Annotated in this window: 26 protein-coding genes and 1 pseudogene; 13 read left to right on the forward strand and 14 right to left on the reverse strand. The window is 74.9% G+C overall.

The window, feature by feature from the left end; translation table 11 throughout:
* Positions 1-32: 32 nt before the first annotated feature.
* The 4 genes from AB0G84_RS04955 to AB0G84_RS04970 form a co-directional block, all read right to left on the reverse strand.
* Complete coding sequence (locus AB0G84_RS04955; RefSeq protein ID WP_361315607.1) at positions 33-383, reverse strand: PRC-barrel domain containing protein; 351 nt, start codon at positions 381-383, stop codon at positions 33-35.
* Positions 384-476: 93 nt separating this feature from the next.
* Positions 477-977: a DUF6328 family protein gene (locus AB0G84_RS04960; protein WP_361315609.1), complete on the reverse strand. Its 501-nt coding sequence runs from the start codon at positions 975-977 to the stop codon at positions 477-479.
* A gap of 13 nt (positions 978-990) precedes the next feature.
* A complete protein-coding gene (locus AB0G84_RS04965) occupies positions 991-3,546 on the reverse strand; it encodes an ATP-dependent Clp protease ATP-binding subunit (protein WP_361315612.1) in 2,556 nt (851 codons plus the stop codon).
* 283 nt (positions 3,547-3,829) lie between these two features.
* Positions 3,830-5,932: an FUSC family protein gene (locus AB0G84_RS04970; RefSeq protein WP_361315614.1), complete on the reverse strand. Its 2,103-nt coding sequence runs from the start codon at positions 5,930-5,932 to the stop codon at positions 3,830-3,832.
* A 309-nt stretch (positions 5,933-6,241) separates the two neighbouring features.
* Here AB0G84_RS04970 and AB0G84_RS04975 point away from each other — a divergent pair, with 309 nt between their 5' ends.
* Together AB0G84_RS04975 and AB0G84_RS04980 are read left to right on the forward strand one after the other, a co-directional pair.
* Entirely contained in the window at positions 6,242-6,859 is a 618-nt protein-coding gene (locus AB0G84_RS04975; protein WP_361315617.1) for a PadR family transcriptional regulator, read from the forward strand.
* Positions 6,852-7,433 carry a GNAT family N-acetyltransferase gene (locus AB0G84_RS04980; protein ID WP_361315619.1) on the forward strand — a complete coding sequence of 194 codons (582 nt, stop codon included), beginning with the start codon at positions 6,852-6,854 and terminating at the stop codon, positions 7,431-7,433. Before AB0G84_RS04975 ends, AB0G84_RS04980 begins: the two co-directional genes overlap by 8 nt.
* A 36-nt stretch (positions 7,434-7,469) precedes the next feature.
* On the opposite strand, the gene AB0G84_RS04985 is transcribed toward AB0G84_RS04980, so the two are convergent.
* From AB0G84_RS04985 to AB0G84_RS04995, 3 genes are read right to left on the reverse strand one after another with little or no spacing between them, the layout of a single operon-like run.
* Positions 7,470-8,450: an acyl-CoA dehydrogenase family protein gene (locus tag AB0G84_RS04985; protein WP_361315621.1), complete on the reverse strand. Its 981-nt coding sequence runs from the start codon at positions 8,448-8,450 to the stop codon at positions 7,470-7,472.
* Entirely contained in the window at positions 8,450-9,619 is a 1,170-nt protein-coding gene (locus tag AB0G84_RS04990) for an acyl-CoA dehydrogenase family protein (protein WP_361315623.1), read from the reverse strand. The genes AB0G84_RS04985 and AB0G84_RS04990 overlap by 1 nt, the downstream gene beginning before the upstream one ends.
* On the reverse strand, positions 9,619-10,503 hold the full coding sequence (locus tag AB0G84_RS04995; RefSeq protein ID WP_361315626.1) for an enoyl-CoA hydratase: 885 nt from the start codon (positions 10,501-10,503) through the stop codon (positions 9,619-9,621). Before AB0G84_RS04995 ends, AB0G84_RS04990 begins: the two co-directional genes overlap by 1 nt.
* 114 nt (positions 10,504-10,617) lie before the next feature.
* Between AB0G84_RS04995 and AB0G84_RS05000 the strand changes: the two genes are divergently transcribed.
* From AB0G84_RS05000 to AB0G84_RS05010, 3 genes and pseudogenes are all read left to right on the forward strand, one after another.
* The gene (locus AB0G84_RS05000; protein ID WP_361315629.1) at positions 10,618-11,412 is read left to right on the forward strand and encodes an SDR family oxidoreductase; all 795 of its coding nucleotides are present in this window, start codon (positions 10,618-10,620) and stop codon (positions 11,410-11,412) included.
* A 19-nt stretch (positions 11,413-11,431) separates the two neighbouring features.
* Positions 11,432-11,809 (forward strand): annotated as a pseudogene (locus AB0G84_RS05005) (TetR family transcriptional regulator); the annotation flags it as partial.
* A gap of 35 nt (positions 11,810-11,844) precedes the next feature.
* Positions 11,845-13,002 (forward strand): acetyl-CoA C-acetyltransferase, encoded by a 1,158-nt coding sequence (locus AB0G84_RS05010; RefSeq protein WP_361315632.1) that lies wholly within the window; start codon positions 11,845-11,847, stop codon positions 13,000-13,002.
* Positions 13,003-13,067: 65 nt separating this feature from the next.
* On the opposite strand, the gene AB0G84_RS05015 is transcribed toward AB0G84_RS05010, so the two are convergent.
* The 5 genes from AB0G84_RS05015 to AB0G84_RS05035 form a co-directional block, all read right to left on the reverse strand.
* Positions 13,068-13,838 (reverse strand): GNAT family N-acetyltransferase, encoded by a 771-nt coding sequence (locus AB0G84_RS05015; RefSeq protein ID WP_361315634.1) that lies wholly within the window; start codon positions 13,836-13,838, stop codon positions 13,068-13,070.
* Positions 13,839-14,040: 202 nt separating this feature from the next.
* Positions 14,041-15,099: a nitronate monooxygenase gene (locus tag AB0G84_RS05020; protein ID WP_361315637.1), complete on the reverse strand. Its 1,059-nt coding sequence runs from the start codon at positions 15,097-15,099 to the stop codon at positions 14,041-14,043.
* Positions 15,099-15,827 carry a CoA-transferase gene (locus AB0G84_RS05025; RefSeq protein WP_361315639.1) on the reverse strand — a complete coding sequence of 243 codons (729 nt, stop codon included), beginning with the start codon at positions 15,825-15,827 and terminating at the stop codon, positions 15,099-15,101. Before AB0G84_RS05025 ends, AB0G84_RS05020 begins: the two co-directional genes overlap by 1 nt.
* Entirely contained in the window at positions 15,824-16,666 is an 843-nt protein-coding gene (locus AB0G84_RS05030; RefSeq protein WP_361315642.1) for a CoA-transferase, read from the reverse strand. Before AB0G84_RS05030 ends, AB0G84_RS05025 begins: the two co-directional genes overlap by 4 nt.
* Complete coding sequence (locus AB0G84_RS05035) at positions 16,663-17,421, reverse strand: enoyl-CoA hydratase family protein (RefSeq protein WP_361315644.1); 759 nt, start codon at positions 17,419-17,421, stop codon at positions 16,663-16,665. The genes AB0G84_RS05030 and AB0G84_RS05035 overlap by 4 nt, the downstream gene beginning before the upstream one ends.
* Positions 17,422-17,503: 82 nt before the next feature.
* On the opposite strand from AB0G84_RS05035, the gene AB0G84_RS05040 reads away from it, so the two are divergent.
* Both AB0G84_RS05040 and AB0G84_RS05045 read left to right on the forward strand, forming a co-directional pair.
* Complete coding sequence (locus tag AB0G84_RS05040; protein WP_361315647.1) at positions 17,504-18,310, forward strand: SDR family oxidoreductase; 807 nt, start codon at positions 17,504-17,506, stop codon at positions 18,308-18,310.
* 1 nt (position 18,311) lies between these two features.
* The gene (locus AB0G84_RS05045; protein WP_361315650.1) at positions 18,312-19,223 is read left to right on the forward strand and encodes an SDR family oxidoreductase; all 912 of its coding nucleotides are present in this window, start codon (positions 18,312-18,314) and stop codon (positions 19,221-19,223) included.
* Here AB0G84_RS05045 and AB0G84_RS05050 read toward each other — a convergent pair.
* Together AB0G84_RS05050 and AB0G84_RS05055 are read right to left on the reverse strand one after the other, a co-directional pair.
* Positions 19,208-20,053, reverse strand: coding sequence for a uracil-DNA glycosylase (locus AB0G84_RS05050; RefSeq protein WP_361315653.1), 846 nt, complete (start codon positions 20,051-20,053; stop codon positions 19,208-19,210). The two genes, AB0G84_RS05045 and AB0G84_RS05050, sit on opposite strands and share 16 nt — an antisense overlap.
* 50 nt (positions 20,054-20,103) lie before the next feature.
* Positions 20,104-20,814: a pyridoxamine 5'-phosphate oxidase family protein gene (locus AB0G84_RS05055; protein WP_361315656.1), complete on the reverse strand. Its 711-nt coding sequence runs from the start codon at positions 20,812-20,814 to the stop codon at positions 20,104-20,106.
* A gap of 208 nt (positions 20,815-21,022) precedes the next feature.
* Here AB0G84_RS05055 and AB0G84_RS05060 point away from each other — a divergent pair, with 208 nt between their 5' ends.
* From AB0G84_RS05060 to AB0G84_RS05085, 6 genes are all read left to right on the forward strand, one after another.
* Positions 21,023-22,192, forward strand: coding sequence for an FAD-dependent oxidoreductase (locus tag AB0G84_RS05060; protein ID WP_361315658.1), 1,170 nt, complete (start codon positions 21,023-21,025; stop codon positions 22,190-22,192).
* Positions 22,189-22,509 carry a (2Fe-2S)-binding protein gene (locus AB0G84_RS05065; RefSeq protein ID WP_361315661.1) on the forward strand — a complete coding sequence of 107 codons (321 nt, stop codon included), beginning with the start codon at positions 22,189-22,191 and terminating at the stop codon, positions 22,507-22,509. Before AB0G84_RS05060 ends, AB0G84_RS05065 begins: the two co-directional genes overlap by 4 nt.
* A complete protein-coding gene (locus AB0G84_RS05070; RefSeq protein ID WP_361315663.1) occupies positions 22,490-23,944 on the forward strand; it encodes an NAD(P)/FAD-dependent oxidoreductase in 1,455 nt (484 codons plus the stop codon). The genes AB0G84_RS05065 and AB0G84_RS05070 overlap by 20 nt, the downstream gene beginning before the upstream one ends.
* Positions 23,945-23,955: 11 nt before the next feature.
* Positions 23,956-24,858, forward strand: a complete 903-nt coding sequence (locus AB0G84_RS05075) for a dihydrodipicolinate synthase family protein (RefSeq protein WP_361315665.1) — start codon at positions 23,956-23,958, stop codon at positions 24,856-24,858.
* An 11-nt stretch (positions 24,859-24,869) separates the two neighbouring features.
* On the forward strand, positions 24,870-25,871 hold the full coding sequence (locus AB0G84_RS05080) for a proline racemase family protein (protein ID WP_361315668.1): 1,002 nt from the start codon (positions 24,870-24,872) through the stop codon (positions 25,869-25,871).
* 118 nt (positions 25,872-25,989) lie between these two features.
* Positions 25,990-26,697 carry a GntR family transcriptional regulator gene (locus AB0G84_RS05085; RefSeq protein WP_361315670.1) on the forward strand — a complete coding sequence of 236 codons (708 nt, stop codon included), beginning with the start codon at positions 25,990-25,992 and terminating at the stop codon, positions 26,695-26,697.
* Positions 26,698-26,710: the final 13 nt, after the last annotated feature.

A 26,710-nucleotide genomic window follows, 5' to 3' on the forward strand; every position in this document is an offset into this window, starting at 1 on the left:
GCCCTTGTGCTGCGCACGCACGGTGCGGGCCCTCAGGTGTGCGGAGCGCCGTAGTACCCGGCCAGCAGCCGGTGGTACGCGTCGTCCCCGAGGTGCCTGCCCCGGTCGAACTCCGGGGCGTCCTCGATCTCCTTCTTGGTACGGGCGAGATAGATGGTGCTGCGGTCGGGGTCGATCGACGAGATCACCCCGGCCGGCAGCAGGATGTGCCGGCCGAAGAGCCACACCCTGGTGTCCACGACCAGGTAGGCGGCACCGGCCTCGTCGGAGTGCGCATCGACGGTCCCGACCGTGCCGTCGATCGCCTCGACGGTGAAGCCGGTGAGATCCGTCCCGGCACGGTGGCCCACGCTGTCCCGGTAGCCCCAGATGCTGTCCGTCACGGGAACCTCCCTGCTGCCCGACGGGCCGAGCTGCGGTGTGTCCCTCCCGGCTCCATCATCCCTCCGGAGCGCGGACGGGCGCCCCGCCGACGGTCACTCCTTGGACGAGTACCGGTGCAGGATCCAGGCGGGCAGCAGGAACCAGCAGACCGCGAACCAGCCGACGAGCCCGGCGACGATCCACGGCACCGCGGGCGCGTGACCCGTCGCGATCCGCAGGATCAGCAACAGCGCCGAAGCCACCGTCGCCAGCAGCAGCACGATCCCGACCAGGGACAGCCGCGAGGCCCACACCACCGTTTCGGGCTTCAGCCGGTGGCCGGTGACCAGCCGGTGGAAGGTCACCGTACCGATCAGCGCGCCCGTCGTCGCCGCGCCCAGCAGCACCGTCACCACATAGATGGCGGTGTCGGCCGACCCGAGCGTGGCGAACCTCGGGGTGAAGGCCACGGTGAGCAGGAACCCGAAGAGGATCTGCACACCGGTTTGGACGACCCGCACCTCCTGCAGCAGCTCGATCCACCGCCGGTCGGCGCGCTCCTCCGGCGACTCGTTGCGGCCCGCGGACGTCTCCCGCGGTCCCAGCGACGGCACCCGGCCTCCCCGGCTAGGTCATCTGGCGGGTACGGAACGCCAGCCGGTCGTCGCTCACCTCCACGAGGACCTGGTCCCCGGCCGAGAGCGCACCGTCCAGCAGCAGCCGCGAGAGCGCGTTGTCCACCTCGCGCTGGATGGTGCGGCGCAGCGGCCGCGCCCCGTACTCGGGCTGGTGGCCGCGGCGGGTGAGCCAGTCCACCGCCTCCGGGCCGAACTCCACCGAGATCTCCTGCGCGTGCAGCCGGCGGCGGGTGCCGTCCAGCAGCAGCGTGGTGATCCGCCGCAGCTGCTCGTCGGTCAGCCGGCGGAAGACGATGATCTCGTCGAGCCGGTTGAGGAACTCCGGGCGGAAGTGCTCCCGCAGGCTGGCCAGCGCCCGCTCGCGCGCCCCGTCGCCGCCCTCGGCGCCCGCGGCGTCCGGGCCGAAGCCCAGCACCCCGCGCCCACCGCTGAGCGCGTCGGAGCCGAGGTTGCTGGTCATCACGATGACCGTGTTCTTGAAGTCGACGGTCCGGCCCTGGGAGTCGGTCAGGTGCCCGTCGTCGAGCACCTGCAGCAGCATGTTGAAGACGTCCGGGTGGGCCTTCTCCACCTCGTCGAGCAGCAGCAGCGAGTACGGGTGGTGGCGCACCGCCTCGGTCAGTTGGCCGGCGTCCTCGTGGCCGACGTATCCGGGCGGCGCCCCCACCAGCCGGCTGACGGTGTGCCGCTCCTGAAACTCACTCATGTCCAGCCGCACCATGCGGTCCTCGCTGCCGAACAGCGCCTCCGCGAGCGCCCGTGCCAGCTCCGTCTTGCCCACCCCGGTGGGGCCCAGGAACAGGAAGCTGCCGATCGGCCGGTTCGGGTCGGACAGCCCGGCCCGCGACCGCAGGATCGCGTCGGAGACCGCGGTGACCGCCTCCTCCTGGCCGATCACCCGGGTGCCGAGCCGCTCCTCCAGCCTGAGCAGCCGCTCCTTCTCCTCCTGCGTCAGGCTGCTGACGGGCACCCCGGTCTGCCGCGAGACGATCTCCGCGATGTCCTCCGCGGCGACCTCCACGATCCGGCCGTCGCCGCTCGGCCGCGTTCCCTGTGCGGCCTCGATCCGCGAGGTGAGCTCGGCGATCCGGTCCCGCAGCTCGGTGGCCCGCTCGTACTGCTCCGAGGCGACCGCCTGGTCCTTGTCCACCGCCAGGTGCTCCACCTCCCGCTCCAGGGCACGGACGTCGGTGGTCTTGGCGCCCGACCGCAGCCGCACCCGGGCACCCGCCTGGTCCAGCAGGTCGATGGCCTTGTCGGGCAGGAACCGGTGGGTGATGTAGCGGTCCGAGAGCTCGGCGGCAGCGGTCAGCGCCTCGGGCGTGTACCGGACCTGGTGGTGGGCCTCGTAGCGGTCCTGCAGCCCGCGCAGGATCTGCACCGTGTCGGCCACGGTCGGCTCGGGCACCAGGATGGGCTGGAAGCGACGGGCCAGTGCGGCGTCCTTCTCGATGTGCCGCCGGTACTCCTCCAGGGTCGTGGCCCCGATGACATGCAGCTCACCGCGTGCCAGGGCGGGCTTGAGCATGTTGCTCGCGTCCAGCGAACCGCCGTCGCCGCTGCTTGCGCCGGCCCCCACGACCGTGTGCAGCTCGTCGATGAAGATGATCAGCGAGTCCGGGTGCGCCCGTACCTCCTCCATGATCCCGTTCAGCCGCTCCTCGAAGTCCCCGCGGTAGCGGGTGCCGGCCACCACCGCCATCAGGTCGAGGGCCACCACCCGGCGCCCCGCGAGGGTGTCCGGCACCTCGCCGTCGGCCAGCCGCTGCGCCAGCCCCTCCACGATCGCCGTCTTGCCCACGCCGGCGTCGCCGACCAGCACCGGGTTGTTCTTGCCCCGGCGGGAGAGCACCTCGATGGTCTGCTCGATCTGCTCCTCACGGCCGATCACCGGGTCGATCCGGCCCGCCCGGGCCAGGTCGGTCAGATCGCGGCTGAACTTGTCGAGGGTCGGCGTGTCGTGCTGGGGCACCGCCCCGTGCTCACCGCCCGGGTGCTGGGACCCGTGGCCGCCCTGCGGGTGGCCCGCCTGCGGTTCGAAGTGCGCGAGGTTCAGGATGCGCCCGGCCGCCGAGTCCGGGTTGGCCGCCAGCGCGTCCAGCACGTGCTCGGGGCCGATGTACGAGGCGCCGTTGTCCCGTGCCAGCTCGTGCGCGCCCAGCAGCGCCCGCTTGACCGCGGGCGTCACGGCCACACTGGACTGCTTGGGGCCACTGCCCGCGCCGCGGTCGATCTCGGCCGCCAGCGCGTCGGGGTCCGTCCCCGCCTGCCGCAGCAGGGTCCGGGTCGGCTCGGCAGCCAGGGCCGCCCGCAGCAGGTGCTCGGTGCCGAGCTCGGAGCTGCCGTGCTCGGCCGCGTAGGCGGCGGCGGAGGTCACCAGGTCCCGGGCCGGCCCGCTCATCAGGCGCGCGATGTCCGCCTGGTGGGGCAGCGGCTGCCCGGCCGTACCGTTCCCGGACTGCGGACCGCCGCCGAAGAAGCGGGCGAGGAACTCACCGAACGGGTCCGGGCCGTAACCCTCCGGACCCACGGATCCTTTGCTCATGTGTGTCCGTTCCGCCGCCGCGGAGCTACCGCGACAAGCTGCCTCGTCGGGGGTGTCGGGCCGGTCGGGTGCCGTGTGCCGCCCCTCGTGTGCTTCCTTCCGGCGGGTCCCGGCGGGCGGGCCGCCGGACGCCACTCCACTGCTTAAGGATCGGGTCGAACGGGGCCGTCCGCACCCGGGCGGGTGAGCCCGGAGCCGGGGCCCTGCGCGCCGCGCCGCCCGCACGGCCCGCGTCCGTGCGTCGGCCGGGGACCCACCGGCCGGGGCGGGCCCGGGCGGCCGGTCACATCTCCCGGTGGATACGGGCCAGATCGGTGGCCAGCGCATCGAGCCAGATCACCGAGTCCAGCAGCAGCGCCGCGGACACCGCCCGGGCCTCGCGGTCCGGGCCGTGCCGCGGCACCGGCGGGGCGACGGCCAGCAGGGCGCGGAGGTCGGGTGGACGGGGCGGTGCGTCGGGCGCGGCGTGGTCCGCGCACAAGTGGGCAGCCAGCGCACGGTAGTCGGCCGCCGTGTCGCCCGCCGCCCGCCGCAGCCAGTCCCCGACCTCGTACGGGGTGATCCGGCCCGGACGGCCGGGCAGCAGCCGTTCGCCGCGCCGGGCGTCCGCACCGGCGACCAGCACCGCGGGCCAGTCGGGCTGCGGGCCGTTCCGGTTCTGCGGCTCGCTCTGGTACTGGGCCCAGCTCTCCTGGGCGAGGAGCAGCGCACGGTTGATCGCGAGGATGCCGGCACCGCCGTCGTCCCTCTCGCCGGCCGTGCCGGTACGGTCCAGGACCCGGCCGGTGGTCCGGCCGATCCCCTCGGCGACCGCCGAGCACACCGCCGCCATGCTGCGCCGGACCTCGGGGCCGGCGCCCCGCGGCCAGGCCACCAGCCCGCAGGCCAGCCCGATCAGGCTGCCGGCCAGCACGTCCTCCAGCCGGACCGGCGCGAGCTGCCAGGTCACCGGGGAGACCTGGGCGAACAGCACCGCCACCACCAGCGTGAACCCGCCCTGCGCCCAGGCCAGTCCGCGCAGCGGCCCGGCGGTGAACGCCAGCAGCATCACCAACGGCAGCAGCACCGCGTACACCGGCGGCCGGTCGTGCACCAGCGCCAGCAGCCCGCCGGCCAGCACCGCGCCGGCCAGCGTCCCGATCAGCGCCTGCCGGACCGCCGAGCGGGTCTCCAGGCTCGTCGTACGGGTCAGCGTCAGCGTCGCCAGCAGCACCCAGAAGCCGTGCTGCAGGTCGAGGAGCCCGGCCACGGCACGGGCCGCGGCCAGACCGAGCGCGAACCGGCAGGCGTTCTGGAAGATCACCGAGCGCGGGGTGAGGTGGGCGGTCAGCCGCCGCCACCACAGCTCCGTCGGGCGTGCCCGGGCGTAGGCGAAGGAGTGCCCGGCGGGGTCCCGGTTGACGGTGCGGTCACCCAGCAGCAGCCGGGAGGCCAGCACCAGCACCACGGCGGCGTCGGCGGCCTGGACGACCAGGGAGCGGCGGCGCACATAGACCAGCCGGTCGTCGGCGCCCAGTCGCTCCAGGCTGTCCAGCGCCCGGTGCGAGCGCACCGGACCCAGCTCCTCCTCCAGGGCCGCCGCGGACGGCCCCTCGCCGGGCCGCAAGCGCCGGCCCTGCCGGAGCGCGCCGGCCGCCCCGCGGGCCGCCGCGCCGATGGCCTCCAGCAGCACCACCGTCTCCGGCCGGTAGGCGGAGTGCGCGCCGGCCGCGGTGTGCAGGGCGTCGAGCCGGGCCAGCAGGGTGCGGACCGCCTCCGCGGCGTGCGCCATGGCCTTGTGGCGGAGGGTGGGGGAGGCCGGCTGGTCGGCGGGCGGGACACGGGAGGGGCGCAGCGCATCGGCGGCCGCCCGCGCCCGGGAGAGCACCGGCGCGGCAGCCGGCCCGCCGCGGTGGTCCGCCAGCGCCGCGGCGGCGTCGGCTGCGTCGGCCAGCAGCAGCCGGAGCGGCGGGGTGGCCGGTTCCGGCAGCAGGAAGCGCTGGGCCAGCGCGAGCAGCACCGCACCCAGCACGAAGCCGAGCAGCCGCTGGTCCAGCGCCTGCGGGGCGTACGGCGGGAAGCACGGCAGGATGTACAGCAGCTGCATCCCGGGCGCGGCGCCGGCGATCCGCGGCCCGGTGGTGCCCGCGTAGGCGACCAGGAAGCCGATCACGAGCATCCCGAGGACGGCCGCCCAGGTCTGCACGGCCAGCAGGGTGCCCAGCGTGATCAGGGCCAGGCCGGCGGGGACCGCGGTGAGGGTGGTGGCGGCCCGCTGGCGCCCGGACCCCGGGATCCGGGCGAGCGCGCCGAGCGAGACCACGGTGAAGGTGGCGTAGACCGACATCACCGTCCGGTCCAGCCCGTAACGGCAGAGGTAGAACGCCACGCAGGACGCGGTGGTCACACGGATCGCATTGCCGATCACCGTGCGATGCCGTGCGGAGACTCCCTGCCGCGGTTCCACCCCTCCACTATTGGTCAGCGGACCGGGCTGTGCACCGCGCGCCGGCCAAGGGGGGAGGGGCCGTGGCGCGCCGCCCTCCGCTACGGCAGGTGACCGCCGCCGCGGTCGGACCGCGGACCCCGCGGCCGCCCCGAGGCGGCCGCTGCGCCGGGTGTCCTTGTCGGGCTGCCCGGCAAGGGGCAGGCGGGAAAGGGCAGTTGTGCGCGCGTGGGGCGAAGGGCGGCGGACGCGGGACCGTACACTCACCGGGTGACGGAGACGACGGCCGGTGCGGTGCCCGCCGGCAAGAGCGAGCGGCCGGCGCTGCCGGCGACCGGCTGGGCGGTGCTGGGGCTGCTCTCCTTCGGGGAGGAGCTGTCCGGCTACGACCTCAAGAAGCGGTCGGACCGGTCGCTGCGGCTGTTCTACTGGAGCCCGTCCTTCAGCCAGGTCTACGGCGAGCTCAAACGGCTGGAGCGGGTCGGTTACGTCAGCTCGCGGCAGGTCGCCCAGGAGACCGGCAACCGCGACAAGCGGGTCTACGTGATCACCGACGAGGGCCTGGCGGCGGTGCGCCACTGGGTGCGCGAGGCACCGGTGGAACCCCCGGTCCTCAAGCACGGGGTGATGCTGCGGCTGTGGCTCGGGCACCTGCTGGAGGGCGAGCGGATGCGGGAAGTGCTCGGCCGCCACCGGGAGTACGCCGAGACCATGCGGCAGCGCGCCGAGCTGGACGCTGAGGGCGCCCGCACCGGGGGCACCGGCGCGCACCCCGCGCTGGTGCTGAAGTGGTCGGAGCGGTTCTACGCCTGTGAACGCGATCTGGCCGACGCGATGTTGGCCGACCTGGACGCACTGGAGCGCGGCGCGGAGCCACGGGATGCGTGAGTCCCTGGGGTTGCCTACGGGGCCGCGGCTGCGCCGGTGGGAGCCATCCGATGCTCCCGCCGTCCTGGAGGCGTTCGCGGAGCCGGTGATGGGGCGGCAGGCCGATGCACCCGTCACCACGCTCGCGGAGGCCGGGGCGTGGATCCGGCGGCGGCAGGAGCAGTGGTACCGCGCGGTGGCCTACGGATTCGCCGTCACCGATGGCGCCGGCACGGCACTGGGCGGTGTCGCGGTCGGCGGCCTCGACCTCCGGCACGGCACGGGGTGGATCTCCTACTGGACCACCTCCGCAGCCCGCGGCAGGGGCGTGGCCACCCACGGCTGCCGGGCGCTGGCCGACTGGTGCCTCGCCGATCTGGGGCTCTTCCGGCTGGAGTTGGGGCACCGCCTCGACAACCCGGCTTCCTGCAAGGTCGCCCTCGCCGCGGGCTTCACGGCCGAAGGCGTACAACGGCAGAAACTGGCCTACGACGGCGTCCGCTACGACGTCGAGACGCATGCCCGACTTGCGACGGACCCGCGGCCGGGAGAGGCCGCGTCGCGCGGATCACGCGGGGCTCGCGGGGCCACATGATCCGGACGACGCACCCGCGTGGCCCCGGCGCGCCGGTCAGCCCGTCAGGACCCGGGCCCGGCAGTCGGCCGGTGTGCCCCAGGCGTCGCGCAGCGGGCGGGCCTTGCGGATCCACAGGGAGAGGTCCAACTCCTCCGTGTAGCCGAGGGCGCCGTGCAGGTGCAGGGCGGTGCGCGCCGCGGCGTAGCCGGCCTCGCCCGCCGCGACCTTCGCCGCCGCCACCTCCCGGCCCGCCGACGGGGCGCCTGCCGCCACCGCCAGCGCCGCCGCGTACACCAGCGGCTGGGCGAACTCCAGCCCGAGGAGGGCGTCCGCCAGCCGGTGCTTGACCGCCTGGAACGACCCGATGGGCACCGTGAACTGGGTGCGCTGCCGGACGTGCGCCACCGTCGCCGCCAGCAGCGCGCGGCCGAGGCCCAGCGACTGTGCGGCGGTGAGCAGACGGGCCAGTGCGGTGGCGTACGCGACGGCGGCGGGCACCTCGGGGCCATGGGCGAGCGGGGTGCCGCCGAGCGGGCGGGCCAGCCGGCGGGTCGGATCGGACGAGGGCTGCACGGGCCCGTGCCGGTCGGTGCGGTGGAGCCGGTCGTCCCGGACGACCAGCACCGCATCGGCGGCGTCCGCGTCCAGCGCGTACGGCGTCCCGGCACAGAGGCTGAGCACCGCGTCCCCGGCGGCGATCCGCGGCAGCCAGCCGCCGGCCGCGCGGTCGTCGCCGAGCCGCGCCAGCAGCGCCGCAGCGGCGACCGTCTCCACCAGCGGCCCCGGTACCGCGTGCCGGCCCAACTCCACGAAGGCCACAGTGAGTTCCACGGCGAGCGGACCGGCTCCGGCGTCCGGCTCCGGCACGGCGAGGCCGAACACCCCCGCCCGGGCGAGCCGCGCCCACAGCGCGCGGCCCGGCTCGTGCTTCCCCGCCGCCCAGGCCCGCGCCGCCTCCACGGTGCCGGACGAGGCCAACATGCCGTCCAGCGTCCGGGTGAACTCCCGCTGCTCGTCGGTCAGGAGGAAGCGCATCACCGGCGTCCCTTCGGCAGGCCGAGCAGCCGCTCGGCGATGATGTCGCGCTGGATCTCGTTGGTGCCGGCGTAGATCGGCCCGGCGAGCGCGAAGGTGTACCCCTCCGCCCAACTGCCGTGTGCGGGGGCCTCGTCGGCGTCGTCGGCGAGCGCACCGCCAGGACCCAGCAGGTCCAGCGCGGTCTCGTGCAGCGCGAGGTCCAGCTCGGACCAGAAGACCTTGTTCAGGCTGGGCTCCGCGCCGAGGGAGCCACCGGCCGTCAGTTGGGACGCCTGGGCGTAGGTGAACAGCTGGTAGGCGCGGGCGCCGATCAGCGCATCGGCCACCCGGTCACCCAGGGCCGGCGCGGCCCCCTCCGGGGCGGTGCGCCACAGCGCGGCCAGCCGCCCGGCGGCCGCCAGGAACCGCCCCGGGCTGCGCAGCGTCAGACCGCGCTCGTTGCCCGCGGTGCTCATCGCGACCCGCCAGCCCTGGCCGGGCTCGCCGATGACGTCCGCGTCCGGCACGAACACCCCGTCCAGGAAGAGTTCGGCGAACGCGGGCTTGCCGTCCAGCCGGCCGAGCGGGCGCACCGTCACGCCCGGCGCGTCCAGCTCGAACATCAGGTACGTCAGGCCCTCGTGCGGCCGGGCGGTGTCCGCCTCGCTGCGGAACAGACCGAAGGCGCGGTCGGCGAAGGCCGCCCGGGACGACCAGGTCTTCTGCCCGTGCAGCAGCCAGCCGCCGTCGGTCCGGACCGCCCTCGCGCGCAGCGACGCCAGGTCCGAACCGGCCTCCGGCTCCGACCAGGCCTGCGCCCAGACGACCCGGCCGCCGGCCATGGGCCGCAGGACGCGGGCGCGCTGCTCGGCGGTGCCGTGCGCGAAGAGGGTGGGGGCGAGGAGGTTGATGCCGTTCTGGCTCACCCGGCCGGGGGCGCCGGCGGCCCAGTACTCCTCCTCGAAGAGCAGCCACTGCACCAGCGAGGCGTCCCGGCCGCCGTGCTCCTCGGGCCAGGAGACCACCGCCCAGCGGTCCTCGAACAGCGTCTGCTCCCACTCCCGGTGGGCCGCGAAGCCCTCGGCGGTCTCCAGCGACGGCAGGGGGACGGAGGGCACCTGGGCGGCGAGCCAGCAGCGGGCCTCCTCGCGGAACTCCCGGTCCGCGGCGGAGAGGTCGAGGTCCATCAGCCCTCCGCTTCGCGCGGGGAGCCGGGGCGAGCCACGGAGTGCCGGCGCATCGCGGCGATGTCCATGCCGCCCAGCGGGTCCGCCGCGGTTTCGGCGTTATGGGCGTGGGCGAGGTGGTGCAGCCCGAACACCGAGTCCAGACCGCTGTGCAGGCCCTGGAGGTCCTCGGCCTGGTTGACGGCCCGCTTGGTCAGCGCCAGGCCGAGCCGGGGCATCTCCGCGATCCGCAGCGCCAACTCCCGGGTCCTTGCGGCGAGTTCCGCCCGCGGGACGACCCGGTTGACCATGCCCACCTGGTACGCCCGCTCCGCGGTCATCCGGTCCCCGGTGTAGAGGAACTCCTTGGCGATGCGCGGGGGCATCACCCAGGGGTGGGCGAAGAACTCGACGCCGGGGATCCCCATCCGTACGACCGGGTCGGCGAAGAAGGCGTCCTCGGAGGCGACGATCAGATCGCAGATCCAGGCGAGCATCAGCCCGCCCGCCACACAGGCCCCCTGGACCGAGGCGATCACCGGCTTGGGAAGTTCGCGCCAGCGGCGGCACATGCCCAGGTAGACCTCCGACTCGCGGGCGAACCGGCTCTCCGCGCCCGTCTTGTCGGAGTGGTCCCACCACAGTCCGGCCGTGCGGTCGAAGGGCAGGTGGGCGTCGCGTTCGGGGGTGCCGATGTCGTGGCCCGCGGAGAAGTGCCGGCCGGCGCCGGCCAGTACGACGACCTTGACCGCGTTGTCCTCGGCGGCGCGGTAGAAGGCGCGGTCGAGGGCGTAGGTCAGCGCGGAGTTCTGGGCGTTGCGGTAGTCCGGGCGGTTCATGGTGACGGTCGCGACCGGCCCGGTGCGCTCGTAACGCACCGGCTCGTCGTCCTGGGTGGCGGGCATCCACCCCTCCTTCCCTAACAAGTGTTTGGTAGATTAACGTAGGGCCAGGAGCAGCGTCGAGGCCCGGGCGCCGCACACCCGGGCACCAGGGCACCCGCCGAAGGAGGCCCGCCCATGACCCCGCCCGTGCCCCCGCCCGGCTATGTGCCCGGCCACCGGCTGCTCGCCGGCCGCACCGCGGTCATCACCGCGGCCGCCGGTGCCGGCATCGGCGGCGCCACCGCCCGCCGCTTCCTGGAGGAGGGCGCCCGGATCGTCCTCGGTGACGCCCACGCCCGGCGGCTGGGCGAGAGCGCCGCGGCGCTGGCCCGGGAGTTCGGCGACAGCGCCGTGGCCGCCCTGCCCTGCGACGTCACCGACGAGGACCAGATAGCCGCCCTCTTCGACCTGGCCGAGGAGCGGCACGGCCGGCTCGACATCGTCGTCAACAACGCCGGGCTGGGCGGCACCGCCGACCTCGTCGAGATGACCGACGCGCAGTGGGACGCGGTCCTCGGCACCACCCTTACCGGCACCTTCCGCTGCACCCGTGCCGCGCTGCGCCGGATGCGGCGCACCGGGCGCGGCGGCGCGATCGTCAACAACGCCTCCGTGGTGGGCTGGCGCGCCCAGCGCGGGCAGGCCCACTATGCCGCCGCCAAGGCCGGGGTGATGGCGCTGACCCGCTGCGCCGCTCTGGAGGCCGCCGAGTTCGGCGTACGGGTCAACGCGGTCTCGCCCAGCCTTGCCATGCACCCGCACCTGGTGAAGGTCACCACCCCCGAGCTGCTGGCGGAGCTCACCGAACGGGAGGCCTTCGGCCGCTGGGCCGAACCCTGGGAGGTCGCCAACGTCATCGTGTTCCTGGCCGGCGACTACGCCTCGTACATGACCGGCGAGACCGTGTCCGTCAGCTCGCAGCATGCCTGACCAGGCGCGCCGCCGGGAGCTGCTCGCCGCCCGGCTCGGCCCCCGCGAGGCCCTCGAGACCCTGGTCACCGAGTCGTTCCGGGAGATCGACCGGCACCGCGCGGCGGTGGTGATCTACCAGGAGGAGCCCCGGCACCTCGCTGCCCGGCAACCCCGCTTCGGCTATCTCGCCGACGCCCGGCGGCACTTCGCGCGGGCCTGGCTGGGCACGCTGGAGCGCGGGGTGGCCAGCCAGGTCTTCCGCGCCGATCTCGCCCTCCGGCTGACGTACCGCTTCTTCCGCGACACCGTCCGGGTCGCCGCGTCGTGGTACCGGCCGGGCGCACAGCACGGCCCCGAGGAGATCGCCCGCCCGTGCCTGTCGATGGTGCCGGGCGGCATCGCCTTGCGGATCTGACCGGTACCTCCGCAGAATCTGACCAGGGAGACAGCATGCCCGAGGCCTATATCGTCGAGGCGGTCCGCACCCCCGTCGGCAAGAAGGGCGGCGGCCTGTCCGCCGTGCACCCCGCCGACCTGGGCGCCCATGTCCTGACGGCGCTGATGGCGCGCTCCGGCGTCGACCCGGCCGCCGTCGAGGACGTGGTCTTCGGCTGCCTGGACACCGTCGGACCGCAGGCCGGCGATATCGCCCGGACCTGCTGGCTGGCCGCCGGGCTGCCCGAGGAGGTCCCCGGCGTCACCGTCGACCGCCAGTGCGGGTCCTCCCAGCAGGCCGTGCACTTCGCCGCCCAGGGCGTGCTCTCCGGCACCCAGGACCTGGTCGTCGCCGGCGGCGTACAGAACATGTCGCAGATCCCGATCGCGTTCGCCAGCCGGCAGGCCGCCGCTCCGCTGGGCCTGGCTGAGGGCCCGTTCGCCGGCTCGCGCGGCTGGCGGGACCGCTACGGCGACGCGCCCGTCAACCAGTTCCACGGCGCCGAACTGATCGCCGCCCGGTGGCACCTCTCGCGCGTCGCCATGGAGGAGTTCGCGCTCCGCTCCCACCAGCGGGCGCTGCGGGCCATCGACGAGGGCCGCTTCGACCGGGAGGTCGTCCCGTACGGCGAGGTCACCGTCGACGAGGGCCCGCGCCGCACCACCTCCCTGGCCAAGATGGCCGCGCTGCCTCCGGTGGTCGAGGGCGGCCGGCTGACCGCGGCGGTCTCCTCCCAGGTGTCGGACGGCGCCGCCGCGCTGCTGCTGGCCTCCGAGCGCGCGGTGGCCGAGCACGGCCTGACCCCGCGGGCCCGCATCCACCACCTGTCGGTGCGCGGCGAGGACCCGATCCGGATGCTGTCCGCGCCGATCCCGGCGACCGCACACGCCCTGAAGAAGGCCGGCATGACGTTGGGCGAGATCGACCTGGTCGAGATCAACGAGGCGTTTGCGCCCGTGGTGCTGGCCTGGCTTGAGGAGACCGGCGCCGACCCCGAACGGGTCAACGTCAACGGCGGCGCCATCGCCCTGGGCCACCCGCTCGGCGCTACCGGCGCCCGGCTGATGACGACCCTGCTGCACGAACTGGAGCGCACCGGCGGCCGGTTCGGGCTGCAGACCATGTGCGAGGGCGGCGGCCAGGCCAACGTCACCATCATCGAGCGGCTCTGAGGGACGGGCGGCAGCGGGGTACGCAAGGGGCCCGCTCCGGCGGTGCCCGCCCCCCCGCAGCAGGCTCACTCCGCCGTGCGGTAGTGGTACTCGCACAACTCCCGGAAGCCCGCCCGTTCGTACAGCCGCAGGGCCGGGACGTTGTCCCGCTCCACCTGGAGGTACATGGCGTCGGCACCGTGTGCACCCGCCCAGCCGGCCAGTGCGGCGAGCACCTGCCGGGCCGCGCCCCGCCCGCGGGCCCGGGGCAGCGTGGCCAGATCGAACACGCCCGCCCAGCCGGTGTCCAGGACCGCACGACCCACCGCGACGACCTCGTCCCCGAGCACCGCGCAGGCATAGGCGGACGGGAGCGCCACCCGGTCCAGCAGCTCTCCCTCGGCGCGAGCGTCCCCGGCGGCACCGGTCACCGCCTGCCGGGCCATGCGCCACGCCCGCGTCGGACGGTCCGCCCGTCGCACCCGCACAGGGGTCGCACCCGCGTGCTCCCGTACCCGTGCCACCGGGGCCACCTGCAACGACACCGCGCTGTGCCGGCGGTAGCCACGGGCCGCCAGGACGGCGTCCAGCCCCTCCGGGCCGGCCGCCGGGGAGATCTGGAACCGCGCGACCCCACCATGACCGGCGTAGAACTGCTCGGCCTGTAGCACCCCGCGCAACACCGCGTCCGGCCCGGAGGCCCCGTGGGGCAGTACCGATCCCACCCACCAGGCACTGCCGGGGGCGCGGCGCAGCCACCACCCGTCGATCCGCTCGACCTGCTCTGCCGGCTGTGCCCGGGCGGCCCGCTCCTGGAGGCCCCGCACCAGCTCCGAGCGGTTCCCGACGGTCTGCACCGACCCGCACGCTCCTTTCACCGAACCACCAGCCCACTGGCTCACCAGCCCACTGGCTCACCGGCTCACCAGCCCACCGGCTCACCGGTTCACTTGCCCACCCAGCCCACTGACGGCCCGGCCAGCCCGCCGGGGCCACCCCTGATCCTGACCCATCGGGCCCCGCCCGGGAAACCCCCGGCGGCCTGCGTCAGCCGGCGCCTCACCCACCTCGCGCCGGGGCGGGCAGTGCGCGCAGTGCCCGGTCCGCCTCGGTCATGATCCGGTCGATCAGCTCCGCGCAGGACGGCAGGTCCTCGACCACCCCGGCGACCTGGCCGGAGGCCATCACCCCGAGGTCGGTGCGGCCCTCGACCATGGCGGCCCGCAGCAGCATCGGGGTGTTGGCCGCGAGCAGGACCTGGCTCCAGGACAGTTCCTTGCCACGGCGCATCGCCAGGCCGTCCCGGACCAGCCGCGGCCAGCTCAGCCCGGACAGCCTGCGGAACGAGGCGGCATGGCGCACGGCGCGCAGCAGCCCGGCGGTCCGACCGGACCGCTCCAGCGCCGTCACCAACTCGCTGCGCAGCATCCGGTGCGGCAGGCCGTCCACCGCGGTGGTGACCGTGACGTCCTTGGCGGCGGCCTGCAGATAGCGGTCCTGTACGGCGCGCGGCACGGTGCTGTCGGAGGTCAGCAGGAAGCGGGTGCCCATGGCGACGCCGGCCGCGCCGTAGGCGAGCGCCGCGACCAGGCCGCGGCCGTCGAAGAAGCCGCCCGCGGCGATCACCGGGATGTCCACCGCGTCGACGACCTGGGGGAGCAGCACCGTCGTGGCCACCTCTCCGGTGTGGCCGCCGCCCTCGCCGCCCTGAACGACCACCGCGTCGGCGCCCCACGCCGCGACCTTCTCCGCGTGCCGGCGGGCCCCGACCGACGGGACCACGACCACGCCGGCGTCCTTGAGCTCGGCGATCAGCTCCCGCGAGGGCGCGAGCGCGAAGGAGGCCACCCGGACGCCCTCCTCGACGATGACCCGCACCCGCTCGTGCGCATCGCCCGCGTCGGCACGCAGATTGACCCCGAAGGGCGCGTCCGTACGGGACTTCACCTCCCGCACCGCCTGCCGCAGTTGACCGACCGTCATGGTCGCGGAGGCGAGGATGCCCAGGGCGCCGGCCCGGGCGGTGGCCGAGACCAGCCGGGGCCCCGCCACCCACCCCATCCCGGTCTGCACGATCGGGTGGCGGATTCCGACGAGTTCGGTGAGGGCCGTCTCCATCAGGCCCCGACCTCCCGCTCCCGCAGGCCCTCCGGGTCGATCACCTCGTGGATCAGCCGGAGCTCGGCGGGGGTGGGCTCCCGGGTGAGCGGTGGGTCGTCCGGCATCGCCAGCGGGAACGACGTGGCAGCCGTGACCTCCTCGACCGTCACGCCGGGGTGCAGCGACACCAGCCGCATGGTGCGGTCCGGCGTCGCGAAGTCGAACACCCCCAGGTTGCTGACCACCCGCGGGATGCGGTGGTACCGCATCGCGGACGGCCCGGCGGCGGCCGCGCGGTCGTGACCGACCCCGCTGACCATGTCCACCTGCTCCACGAAGACCCGGCGGGAGTGCCGGGGCACCCAGTAACTCGTCGGGTTGTTGAGGGTGTTGACGGGCGCGCCGCGCACGCCGAGGAGCTGGCGCGCGGGCCGCTCCCAGTCGCCGATGCAGGAGATGTTCTGGTTGCCGAACCGGTCGATCTGGGCGGCGCCCATCATCACGTGCCGCCGGCCGCCGGTCACCATGGCGAGGTGCCGGCGGTACGGCAGCCAGCCCTCCGGCGCCCCGTCGGGCCCGACGAGCAACGCCTCGCCGTCGGTCATCAGCAGGTCCGGCGCGAAGGTCCGCCGGGCCAGCCGCGCCCCCAGCGCCGGGATCAGGCCCATCGGGCTGGCCAGCACCTCCCCGTCGCCGCGCCAGGCCTCGGCGCAGGCGAGCACGCAGTACTCCGCACGGCTGGTCATCGGGTCTCCTCCTGCCAGGCCTGGACGGCGGAGCGGTAGGCCGCTTCGCCGGCCCCGGACAGAAAGCGCTCGGCGAACTCCGGCCAGGGCGTGGTCGCATAGAGCCGTTGGAACGCCTCGTCGCGGTCGTAGTCGGGCACACAAGAGGTGAAGTGCGCTCCGTACGGGGCCTCCACCACGCCGGTGACCGTGTGCCGGCTGATGAGGAGGGTCTGCGGTACGGCCTCCCGGAAGTCGTCCACGATCCGTTCGCACGAGACGTACGCCGCGTCGGCGGCTGCGCAGAACAGGTCGTCGAAGTACGGGTCGGGGCCCAGGTACTGGCCGTTGCCCAGCCGGTCGGCGCGGTTGACGTGCACCAACGCCGCGTCCATCCGCAGCGCGGGCATCGCGACGAAGGTCTCCCCGTCCGGGTAGGGCGAGGTGACGGTGCGCAGCGACGGGTTCACCCGCATCACGTCCGAGCCGAGTCCGGCGCGCACCGGTAGGAACGGCAGCCGGTTGGCGGCGGCGTGCAGCCCCCACATGAACATCGCCTCGTCGACCTCCCGCAGCGTGAACGCGCCGCGCTGGCGGGCCGCGCGGAAGTGCGGCTCCAGCGGGATGGAGTCCAGCGTCGCGAACGGCGCGACCAGCTCCCTGATCCGGCCGGCGGCGGCGAGCAGGCCCACGTCCGGACCGCCGTACGAGACCACCGTGAGGTCGCCGATGCCGGACCGGAGCAGCGCCCGCACCAGCGCCATCGGCTTGCGGCGCGAGCCCCAGCCGCCGATGCCGAGGGTCATCCCGCTGCGGAGGCGGGCGACGACGTCTTCGGGCGTCATGGTCTTGTCGGTCATCGGCGGGCCTCCGCGCCGAAGGTGTCGCGCACCCGGTCGGCGACGCCGCTGAGGTTCGCCTCGAAGGTGAAGCCCTGCTCGAACCGGTAGCTGCGGTGCACATCGACCGGGTCGATGCCGTTGAGCGCGGACTTGGCGAGACGCAGCAGGGTGCCGTCCTTGCGGGCGATCTCCCCGGCCAGCTCCCGTGCGGCGGCGGCCAGTTCACTACGGGGGACGACCCGCCACACCGATCCGTGCGCCTGGAGTTCGGCGGCGGTGGCGGTGCGTGAGGTGTAGTACAGCGTCCGCATCAGATGCTGGGGGACCAGCCGGGCGAGGTGGGTGGCCGCCCCGAGCGCGCCCCGGTCCAGCTCCGGCAGGCCGAAGGTGGCGTCGTCGGCGGCCACGATGGCATCGGCGTTGCCGGCCAGCCCGATCCCGCCGCCCAGACAGAAGCCCTGCACCGCCGCCACCACCGGCACCGCGCACTCGTAGACCGCCGAGAACGCCTCCGCACAGCCGTGGTTGGCGCCGACCAGCGCGTCATGGCCGCCGGTGGCGGCCTCCCGCTGGATCTCCTTGATGTCGACGCCCGCATTGAATCCGCGCCCCTCGGCGGCCAGCACCACGCAGCGGACGCCGGGGTCGCGGCCGGCCGTGCGTACGGCGTCGGCGAGGGCGTACCAGCCCCGCACGGGAAGGGCGTTGACCGGTGGGAAGTCCATGGTGACGACCGCGACGCCCGGTTCGGGCCGGGAGGTGGAGACACCCATGAGCAGATCAGCTACCTTTCCACCAAGCGTTTGTTAGGTAGCGAAGTTAGCAGCGGAGGGCGCGCTGCGGGAGGGGTGCCGAATGAGCCTGACCCTCGATCTGTCCGGGCGGCTGGCCGTGGTCACCGGCGGCACCCGCGGGGTCGGCGCGGGCATCGCACGCGCCTTCCTGCAGGCCGGCGCCGAGGTGGTCGTCTGCGCCCGCCGCCCGCCGGACGCCCCGGTGCGGGCGGCCGGCCGCACCGCCCGCTTCCGCCCCCTGGACCTGCGCGAGCCGGCGGCCGTACGGGAGTTCTTCGACCGCATCGCCACCGAGTACGGCCGGCTGGACTGCCTGGTCAACAACGCCGGCGGCACCCCGCACCGGCTGCTGGCGGACGCGGCCCCCGAGCGGCACGCCCGGGTCCTGGACCTCAACCTCACCGCACCGCTGACCGCCTCCCTCGCCGCCTACGAGGTGCTGCGCAGCGGGCCCGCCGGCGGCTCCATCATCATGATCGGCAGCGTCAGCGGCAGCCGCCCCTCGCCCGGCAGCGCCGCCTACGGGGCAGCCAAGGCGGGGCTGGACCACCTGGCCCGTTCGATGGCGGTGGAGTGGGCGCCGGCCGTCCGCGTCAACACCCTCGTCCTCGGCATGGTGCACACCGAACTCTCGGACCTGCACTACGGCGACGCGGCCGGTGTCGCCGCGGTCGGCGCCACCGTGCCGCTCGGGCGGCTCGCCGAGCCCGCCGAGGTCGGCGAGGCCTGTGTGTTCCTCGCCTCCGACCGCGCCGGATACCTCACCGGCGCCAGTCTGCTCCTGCACGGCGGCGGGGAGCGCCCCGCCTTCCTCGCCGCCGCCACCGCCCACCACCCCGTCACCGCCCCGAGCGCCAGGGAGAGTTGAGATGACCGGAATCTGCACCGGGCGGGTCGCCGCCGTCACCGGAGCCGGCCGCGGCCTGGGCCGAGCCCATGCGCTGGCGCTCGCCGCCGAGGGCGCCCAGGTCGTGGTCAACGACCTCGGCGTCTCGGCGTCCGGCACCGGCACCTCCGCCGGACCCGCCCAGCAGGTCGTCGACGAGATCCGCGCCCGGGGCGGCCGGGCCGTCCCGCACACCGGCGACATCACCACCTCCGACGGCGCCGCCTCGCTCCTGGCCACCGCCCTGGACGCCTACGGCCGCCTCGACGCCCTGGTGAACAACGCCGGGTTCCTGCGCGACCGGATGCTGGTGAACCTCGAGGAGGACGACTGGGAGGCCGTGCTCCGCGTCCATCTCACCGGCCACTTCCTGCCGTTGAAGCACGCCGCGGCCCACTGGCGGGCGGAGGCCAAGGCCGGCCGGGCGCCGCATGCCCGGGTCGTCAACACCAGCTCCGGAGCCGGGCTGCTCGGCAGCGTGGGCCAGGGCAACTACTCCGCTGCCAAGGCCGGCATCCTCGGCCTCACCCTCGTCGCCGCCGCCGAACTGGCCCGCTACGGCGTCCAGGTCAACGCCATCGCCCCGGCCGCCCGCACCCGGATGACCGAGCAGGCCTTCGCCGCGCGGATGGCACCCCCGGCCGAGGGTGCCTTCGACGCCATGGCCCCGGACAACGTCTCCCCGCTGGTCGTCTGGCTGTCCTCGTCCGCCAGTGAGGGGGTCACCGGGCGGGTCTTCGAGGCTGAGGCCGGCCGGATCACCGTGATGGAGGGCTGGCGCCCCGGCCCCACCGCGGACAAGGCCGGCCGCTGGACCCCGGCGCAGGCCGGCGACACCGTCCGCACCCTGCTCACCACCGCCGAGCCGCCGCTGCCCGTCTACGGTGCGCCCTGATCCCCCTGGGGTCCTTCGCGGTCGGGCCCGCCCGGCCGCCCGGCGCCCCCGTCGCTCAGCCCCGCCAGACCGGCCGCCCGGGCCAGCAGCTCGACGAGCATGTCGAAGGTGAGCACGCCGGTGAAGGTGTTCCGCTGGCTGGGGTGGTAGCAGCCCAGGACGTGCAGCGGGGGCAGCCGGTCGGTGGCCGGCAGCGTCAGGTGCACCCCGTGGCCGAAGGCGGGGCGGGGGCGGGGGAGCGGCCGGCCCGCCTCGGCGAGCACCGGCAGCAGCGCCTGCCAGCCGAACCCGCCCAGTGCCACCACCGCCCGCAACCCCGGTCCGAGCAGCGCCAGTTCGGACGCGAGCCAGGGGCTACAGGTCCGTCGTTCGGCGGGCGTCGGTCGGTTCTGCGGCGGGGCGCAGTGCACCGGCGCGGTGATCCGCACCCCGTACAGCTCCAGTCCGTCACCCCGGTGCGTCGCGGTGGGTCGGGAGGCGAGCCCCACCGCGTGCAGGGCCGCGAACAGGACGTCGCCCGAGGCGTCGCCGGTGAACATCCGGCCGGTGCGGTTGCCGCCGTGTGCGGCCGGCGCCAGGCCCACGACGGCCAGCGCCGCGTCCGACGGGCCGAAGCCGGGCACCGGCCGCGCCCAGTACTCCTCGCCGCGGTACGCCGCACGCGGATGGGCCGCCACCTCCTCCCGCCACGCCACCAGCCGCGGGCAGGCGCGGCAGCCGGACACCTCGGCGTCCAGTTCCGCGAGCCCGCGGCAGCGCGGTGCGCGGTGCGCGGGGAAGGCAGCGTCGTCGCGGTCCGGCGGTGGCCCGGCCGGGTCCGTCTGGTCCATACGACCACGCTATGCCTGCCGAGGCACGGGAAAGTGGTCCCGGCGGCGTCCTACCGCTGCCCCGGCCACGCGGTGCCGGGCCGGCCGGCGAGGTGGGCCGGCGGCGCGAGGCCGGCCGGCAGGAGCGGGTCCGGCCGGAGCGGGCCCCAGGAGGTGTGGAGCGGGAGCACCCCTGCCCACAGACCGAGTTCGGCGTCGGGGCCGTCGCCGTCGTCCGGCGGTCCGGTGCGGACCTTCACCGAGGCCTCGTCGAGCGGGAGGGCCAGCAGCGCCGTCGCCGCCAGCTCCTTGCGGCTGGGGCGGCGGGCGTAGTCCCACTGGCCGGGAGCGGCCTGTTCGGTGAGGCAGCGCAGACCCGCGAGCTTCTCCTCCGGATCGGTCACCGGGCGCGGTGTCCCGAACACCATCGCACTGCGGTAGTTGACGCCGTGCTCGAACACCGAGCGGGCCAGCACCAGACCGTCGACATGGGTCACCGTGAGACAGACCTCCGCCCCCGGCGAGGCGGTCAGACTGCGGCTGGCCACCGACCCGTGGAAGTACACCGTGCTGCCGTCCGCGCCGTACACGGTGGGCACGACCAGCGGGGTGCCGTCGACGACCACCCCCAGATGGCAGACGAATCCGGCGGACAGCACGGCGTCGAGCGCGTCTCGGTCGTGCCGGCCCTGTTCGCGCAGGCGGCGGTGGCGGGTGCGGTCGGTCTCCGCCAACCGCCGGGGAGAGGCGGGGGAGGGAACGGCATCATCGGCTGATTCCATGGAGAAGTGTCTATCGCATGCCTAAATTCGTTGTCTATGGCAATGGAGGCAACGGATTCGGTTGTCTGTCGGGGGTGTTGCTGGCGTGGTGGGTGGCGCGGTCCTTGGGGTGGCGGGGGAGTGCAAAGCGGCTTGAACCAGGGCTGGTTGATCCGTGGTGCGGTCAAGTCCCCTTCTCAGGACCTGTGTTGTGTGACATATTACTGACGTGCCCAAGAGACACGGACACCACCTGGACGTTTCCGATGTTGTCGTCGTCGGGGCCGGCGTGGTCGGCGCGGCCTGCGCCTACTACGCCGCCCGGTCCGGCCTCTCCGTCGCCGTCGTCGACCGCGGCGCCGTCGCGGGCGGGACCACCGGCGCCGGCGAAGGCAATCTGCTGGTCTCCGACAAGGAGCCCGGACCCGAGCTCGACCTCGCGCTGCTCTCCACCCGGTTGTGGCGCGAACTGGCCGACGAGCTCCCGCCGGAGATCGAGTACGAGACCAAGGGCGGACTGGTGGTCGCCGCCGACGAGCCGGGGCTGTCCGCCCTGCGCGCCTTCAGCCGGGCCCAGGCCGCCGCGGGCGTGGACCGCACCCCGCTCCCGGCCGGTCGGCTGCGGGACGTCGAGCCGCACCTCGCGCCCGGCCTCGCCGGCGGCGTCCTCTACCCGCAGGACGCCCAGGTCCAACCCGCCCTCGCCGCCGCCCATCTGCTGCGCGCCTCCGGCGCCCGGCTCCACCTCGGCGCGGAGGTCACCGCCGTACTGCGCGGGCCCGGCGGAGCGGTACGCGGGGTACGCACACCCCGGGGCGACCTGCTCGCCCCCGCGGTCGTCAACGCCACCGGCACCTGGGCCGGGCGGCTCGCCGCGCTGGCCGGGGTGACCGTCCCGGTGCTGCCGCGCCGGGGATTCGTACTGGTCACCGAGCCGCTGCCGCGGGTGGTACGGCGCAAGGTGTACGCCGCCGACTACGTCGCCGATGTCGCCAGCGGCTCGGCGGCGCTGCAGACCTCCGCCGTCGTCGAGGGCACCCCGGCCGGGCCGGTGCTCATCGGGGCCAGCCGGGAACGCGTCGGCTTCGACCGCACGCTCTCGGCCGAGGTGCTGCGCCGCCTCGCCGCCCAGGCCGCCGCCCTCTTCCCGGTGCTGGCCTCCGTCCGTGTGCTGCGCACCTACCAGGGCTTCCGCCCGTACCTCCCGGACCACCTCCCCGCCATCGGCCCCGATCCCCGCGCCCCGGGCCTGCTGCACGCCTGCGGGCACGAGGGTGCCGGCATCGGCCTCGCCCCGGCGACCGGCCGGCTGATCGCCGCCGCGCTGACCGGCGCCGCCGCGCCGTTGGACCCCGCTCCGTTCCGTCCGGACCGCTTCACCGAGAGGAGCCCGGTATGACCCGTCGCCGCACCCCCGCAGACCTCGTACGCGCCACACCGGAACCGGCGTTCGAGATCAGTCTGGACGGCCGCCCGCTGTCCGCGCTGCCCGGGCAGAGCATCGCCGCCGCGCTCTGGGCGGCGGGCGTGCTCTCCTGGCGGACCACCCGGCGGACCGGCCGGCCGCGCGGCGCCTTCTGCGGCATCGGCTCCTGCTTCGACTGCCTGGCCACCGTCAACGGCACCCCCAACCAGCGGGCCTGCCTGGTCCCGGCCCGGCCGGGGGACGCCGTCACCACCCAGGAGGGACACGGGCGTGCCGACCTCGCCGTCTGACGCCCCGCCCGCCGTCCACGACCTCGCCGTCGTCGGAGCCGGTCCGGCCGGGCTCGCCGCCGCCACCGCCGCCGCCGAACTCGGCCTGACCGTGGCCCTGATCGACTCCGCCGCCCGCCCCGGAGGCCAGTTCTACCGGCAGCCCGCCCCCGGCCTCGGCGCCGCCCGCCCCCAGGCGCTGCACCACTCCTGGAGCGCCTTCGCCCGCCGGGCCGCCCGGCTGGACGCCCAGCTCGCCGCCGGCCGGGTCCACCACTACGCCGACCACCACGTCTGGGCCGTCACCCGGGACGCCGACGATCCGGCGCACTGGACGGTGCACGCGGTGACCGGGCCGGACGGTGCCGCGGGCCCGGCGGTCGGGCCGACCGCGCGCACCGTGCTGCTCGCCACCGGCGCCCACGAGCGTCAACTCCCCTTCCCCGGCTGGACGGTGCCGGGCGTGATCGGTGCGGGTGGCGCCCAGGCGATGCTCAAGTCCGGGCTGGTCCTGCCGGGCCGGCGGATCGTGGTCGCGGGCAGCGGACCGCTGCTGCTCGCCGTGGCCGGTGCGCTGGCCGCCGCCGGCGCCACCGTGCCGGTCGTCGCCGAGGCGAGCGGCTACCGCGGCTACGCCCGTACGCCCCGCGCCCTGGCCGCCAACCCCCGCAAGCTGCTCGAAGCGGCCGGACACACCGCCACCCTCCTCCGGCACGGCGTCCGCCTCCGCAGCCGCAGCGCGGTCACCGCCGTGCACGGCACCGACCGGGTCGAGGCCATCACCCTGAGCCGGCTCGGCCGGGACTGGCGCCCGCTGCCGGACACCGGGGTGCGCATCCCCTGCGAGGCGCTCGCCGTCGGCCACGGCCTGGTGCCGCAGCTGGAGCTGGCGACCGCACTGGGCTGCGCCACCCGCCGTACGCCCGACGGCGGGCACGCCCTGATCGTCGACGACCAGCAGCGGACCACCGTCGGGGGAATCTGGGCGGCGGGGGAGACGGCGGGCGTCGGTGGCGCCGAACTCGCCTTCCTGGAAGGCGAGGTGGCGGCACGCTCGATCGCCCGGCGGAGGCCGGGCCGGGCGCTGCGGCGGCGCCGTGACCGCCTGCGCCGGTTCGCCGACGCGATGGCTCTGGTCCACGCCCCGGGCCCCGGCTGGTCCCACTGGCTGCGGGCGGACACCGAGGTCTGCCGCTGCGAGGAGGTCAGCACCGGCCGGATCCGGCAGGCGGTGGCGGACCTCGGCGCCCGCGACCCCCGCACCGTCAAGCTGCTCACCCGGGCCGGAATGGGCTGGTGCCAGGGGCGGATGTGCGGCGCGGCCGTCGAGCACCTCGCGGGCGACGCCGCCGCCGGGCCCGGCCGCCGGCCCCTCGCCTGTCCCGTCGTCCTCAGCCACCTCATCGACACACCCGGGCCGCCCGAAGGCGGCACCCGGGCCGACCACCAACCGTAAGGAGAGCTCGTATGGCCGCCACCCGCACCCGTCCCTGGCACGGCATCATGGTCGCCACCACCCTCCCGCTGCGCGACGACCTCTCCGTTGACCACGACGCCTATGCGGCCCAGGTCGCCCGGCTCCTCGCGGCCGGCTGCGACGGCGTGGTGCCCAACGGCTCGCTCGGCGAGTACCAGACCCTCACCGACGACGAGCGGATCCGGGTCGTCCGTACGGCCGTGGAGGCGGCCGGCGGCGACGGCGACCGGGTGATGCCCGGCGTCTCCGCCTACGGCAGCGCCGCGTCGCGCCGCTGGGCCGAGCGGGCCGCCGAGGCGGGCGCGGGCTCCGTCCTGCTGCTGCCGCCCAACGGCTACCGGGCCGATCAGGCCGCGGTCCGGGCGCACTTCGCCGAGGTGGCCGCGGTCGGGGTCCCCGTCGTGGCCTACAACAACCCCTTCGACACCAAGGTCGACCTCACCCCGCAGCTGCTCGGCGCGCTCCACGGCGACGGCAGCATCGTCGCCGTGAAGGAGTTCAGCGGGGACGTCCGCAGGGCGTACGAGATCGCCGAAATCGCCCCGGACCTCGACCTGTTGATCGGTGCGGACGACGTGCTGCTGGAACTCGCCGTCGCCGGGGCGGTCGGCTGGATCGCCGGCTACCCCAACGCCCTTCCCGCCTCGTGCACCGCCCTCTACCGGGCCGCGGCCGCCGGCGACCTGGACACCGCGCTGCCCCTCTACCGCGCGCTGCACCCGCTGCTGCGCTGGGACTCCAAGCCCGCCTTCGTCCAGGCGATCAAGTTCTCCATGGACCTCGCCGGCCACCACGGCGGCCCGACCCGGCCGCCCCGCTTCCCGCTCACCGACGAGCAGGCGAACACCGTCCGCGCCGCCACCGAGAAGCTGCTCGCCGACGGCCACCACTGAGAGGGGCAACGATGCGCACCCGCCATGTCTTCCACGCCGTCGACTCGCACACCGAGGGCATGCCCACCCGCGTGATCACCGGCGGCATCGGCACCGTCCCCGGTGCCACCATGGCCGAACGCCGCCGCCACTTCGCCGCGCACCGGGACGACGTCCGCACCCTGCTGATGAACGAGCCGCGCGGCCACGCCGCCATGAGCGGTGCGATCCTCCAACCGCCGACCCGCCCCGACGCCGACGTCGGCGTGCTGTTCATCGAGGTCTCGGGGTTCCTGCCGATGTGCGGACACGGGACGATCGGGGTGGCCACCGTCCTGGTGGAGACCGGCATGGTGCAGGTGCACGAACCGGTCACGACCGTACGGCTGGACACCCCCGCCGGCCTGGTCACCGCGCGGGTGGCGGTGACGGACGGGGCGGCCACCGCCGTCACCCTCACCAACGTCCCTGCGTTCTGCGCCGGCCTCGACCGCAAGGTCACCGTCCCCGGCTACGGCACGCTCAGCTACGACCTCGCCTACGGCGGCAACTTCTACGCGATCCTGCCGCTCGACAGCGTCGGGCTGCCCTTCGACCGGGCCCGCAAGGACGACATCCTGGCCGCCGGGCTCGCGCTGATGGCCGCGGTCAACGCCACCGACCGGCCGGTGCACCCCGAGGACGAGGCGATCGGCGGGCTCAAGCACGTCTACTTCGCCGCGCCGGGCTCCGACGCCACCCGCTCCCGGCACGCGATGGCCATCCACCCGGGGTGGTTCGACCGCTCGCCGTGCGGCACCGGCACCTCGGCCCGGATGGCCCAGCTGCACGCCCGCGGTGAGCTGACGCTCCATCAGGACTTCGTCAACGAGTCCTTTATCGGCACGGAGTTCACCGGCCGGCTGATCGGCGAGACCACGGTCGGCGGGCGGCCCGCGGTCGTGCCCACCGTCACCGGACGGGCCTGGTTGACCGGTACCGCGCAGTACTTCCTCGACCCGGCCGACCCCTTCCCCGCCGGGTTCCAGCTGTGACCGCCGGGCGGCGCCGGGCGCCGGGCGCTCCCGTCGGGGCCCTGCCTGCCGGTTTGCGTAACGTGACATTGTACGCTGGCACTTCGCGCCGACTCGAAGGGGCATCCGGAGGGCCATCATGGGGGAACTCAAGCACCGCAGTCTGGTCACCGCTCAAGAACGGCTGCGCGACCAGGTCGCCCATCAGCTGCGTGCGGCCCTGATAGCCGGTGAACTCCGGCCGGGCGCCGTCTACTCGGCCCCCGGCCTCGCCGCGGACTTCGGGGTCTCCGCGACACCGGTGCGCGAGGCCATGCTCGACCTGGCCCGTGAGGGGCTGGTCGAGCCGGTGCGCAACAAGGGCTTCAGGATCACCGAGGTCAGCGAGCGCGATCTGGACCAGTACACCGAGATCCGGGCGCTGATCGAGGTCCCCGTCGTCGGCCGGGTCACCCGCACCGCCACCCGCGCACAGCTCGAAGCGCTCCGCCCGACCGCCGAAGAGATCGTCGCCGCGGCCCGCGCCCACGACCTGATCGGCTACCTGGAGGCCGACCGCCGCTTCCACCTCGCACTGCTGGGCCTGAGCGGCAACGACCGGCTCGTCGAGACCGTCGGCGACCTGCGCAAACGGTCCCGTCTGTACGGCCTGACCCGGCTCGACGAGCGCGACCAGCTGCTGCCGTCCGCCGAGGAACATCTGGAGCTGCTCGCTCTGATGCTGACCGGGGACGCCGAGGCGGCGGAGGCCTGTATGGCCCGCCACCTCGGCCATGTCCGTCATCTGTGGGCGCAGGGCGGCGAGGCCGCCGCGGTGCCGCCCGCGCGGGCCGCGCACCAGGGCTGACCGGGCCGGGCGC

Origin of the sequence: Streptomyces sp. NPDC020742 (assembly GCF_040641675.1) — a bacterium.
In the GTDB taxonomy this organism is placed as follows: Bacteria; Actinomycetota; Actinomycetes; order Streptomycetales; family Streptomycetaceae; genus Streptomyces.

Coding starts and splice junctions, on each gene's coding strand:
- AB0G84_RS05050 (WP_361315653.1), bottom strand. CDS start 20,053: ATGGACCAGACGGACCCGGCCGGGCCACCGCCGGACCGCGACGACGCT.
- AB0G84_RS04980 (WP_361315619.1), top strand. CDS start 6,852: ATGCGTGAGTCCCTGGGGTTGCCTACGGGGCCGCGGCTGCGCCGGTGG.
- AB0G84_RS05045 (WP_361315650.1), top strand. CDS start 18,312: ATGACCGGAATCTGCACCGGGCGGGTCGCCGCCGTCACCGGAGCCGGC.
- AB0G84_RS05040 (WP_361315647.1), top strand. CDS start 17,504: ATGAGCCTGACCCTCGATCTGTCCGGGCGGCTGGCCGTGGTCACCGGC.
- AB0G84_RS05065 (WP_361315661.1), top strand. CDS start 22,189: ATGACCCGTCGCCGCACCCCCGCAGACCTCGTACGCGCCACACCGGAA.
- AB0G84_RS04995 (WP_361315626.1), bottom strand. CDS start 10,503: ATGCCCGCCACCCAGGACGACGAGCCGGTGCGTTACGAGCGCACCGGG.
- AB0G84_RS04990 (WP_361315623.1), bottom strand. CDS start 9,619: ATGGACCTCGACCTCTCCGCCGCGGACCGGGAGTTCCGCGAGGAGGCC.
- AB0G84_RS05035 (WP_361315644.1), bottom strand. CDS start 17,421: ATGGGTGTCTCCACCTCCCGGCCCGAACCGGGCGTCGCGGTCGTCACC.
- AB0G84_RS05075 (WP_361315665.1), top strand. CDS start 23,956: ATGGCCGCCACCCGCACCCGTCCCTGGCACGGCATCATGGTCGCCACC.
- AB0G84_RS05030 (WP_361315642.1), bottom strand. CDS start 16,666: ATGACCGACAAGACCATGACGCCCGAAGACGTCGTCGCCCGCCTCCGC.
- AB0G84_RS05010 (WP_361315632.1), top strand. CDS start 11,845: ATGCCCGAGGCCTATATCGTCGAGGCGGTCCGCACCCCCGTCGGCAAG.
- AB0G84_RS05085 (WP_361315670.1), top strand. CDS start 25,990: ATGGGGGAACTCAAGCACCGCAGTCTGGTCACCGCTCAAGAACGGCTG.
- AB0G84_RS04985 (WP_361315621.1), bottom strand. CDS start 8,450: ATGCGCTTCCTCCTGACCGACGAGCAGCGGGAGTTCACCCGGACGCTG.
- AB0G84_RS05025 (WP_361315639.1), bottom strand. CDS start 15,827: ATGACCAGCCGTGCGGAGTACTGCGTGCTCGCCTGCGCCGAGGCCTGG.
- AB0G84_RS05000 (WP_361315629.1), top strand. CDS start 10,618: ATGACCCCGCCCGTGCCCCCGCCCGGCTATGTGCCCGGCCACCGGCTG.
- AB0G84_RS05080 (WP_361315668.1), top strand. CDS start 24,870: ATGCGCACCCGCCATGTCTTCCACGCCGTCGACTCGCACACCGAGGGC.
- AB0G84_RS05055 (WP_361315656.1), bottom strand. CDS start 20,814: ATGGAATCAGCCGATGATGCCGTTCCCTCCCCCGCCTCTCCCCGGCGG.
- AB0G84_RS05020 (WP_361315637.1), bottom strand. CDS start 15,099: ATGGAGACGGCCCTCACCGAACTCGTCGGAATCCGCCACCCGATCGTG.
- AB0G84_RS04965 (WP_361315612.1), bottom strand. CDS start 3,546: ATGAGCAAAGGATCCGTGGGTCCGGAGGGTTACGGCCCGGACCCGTTC.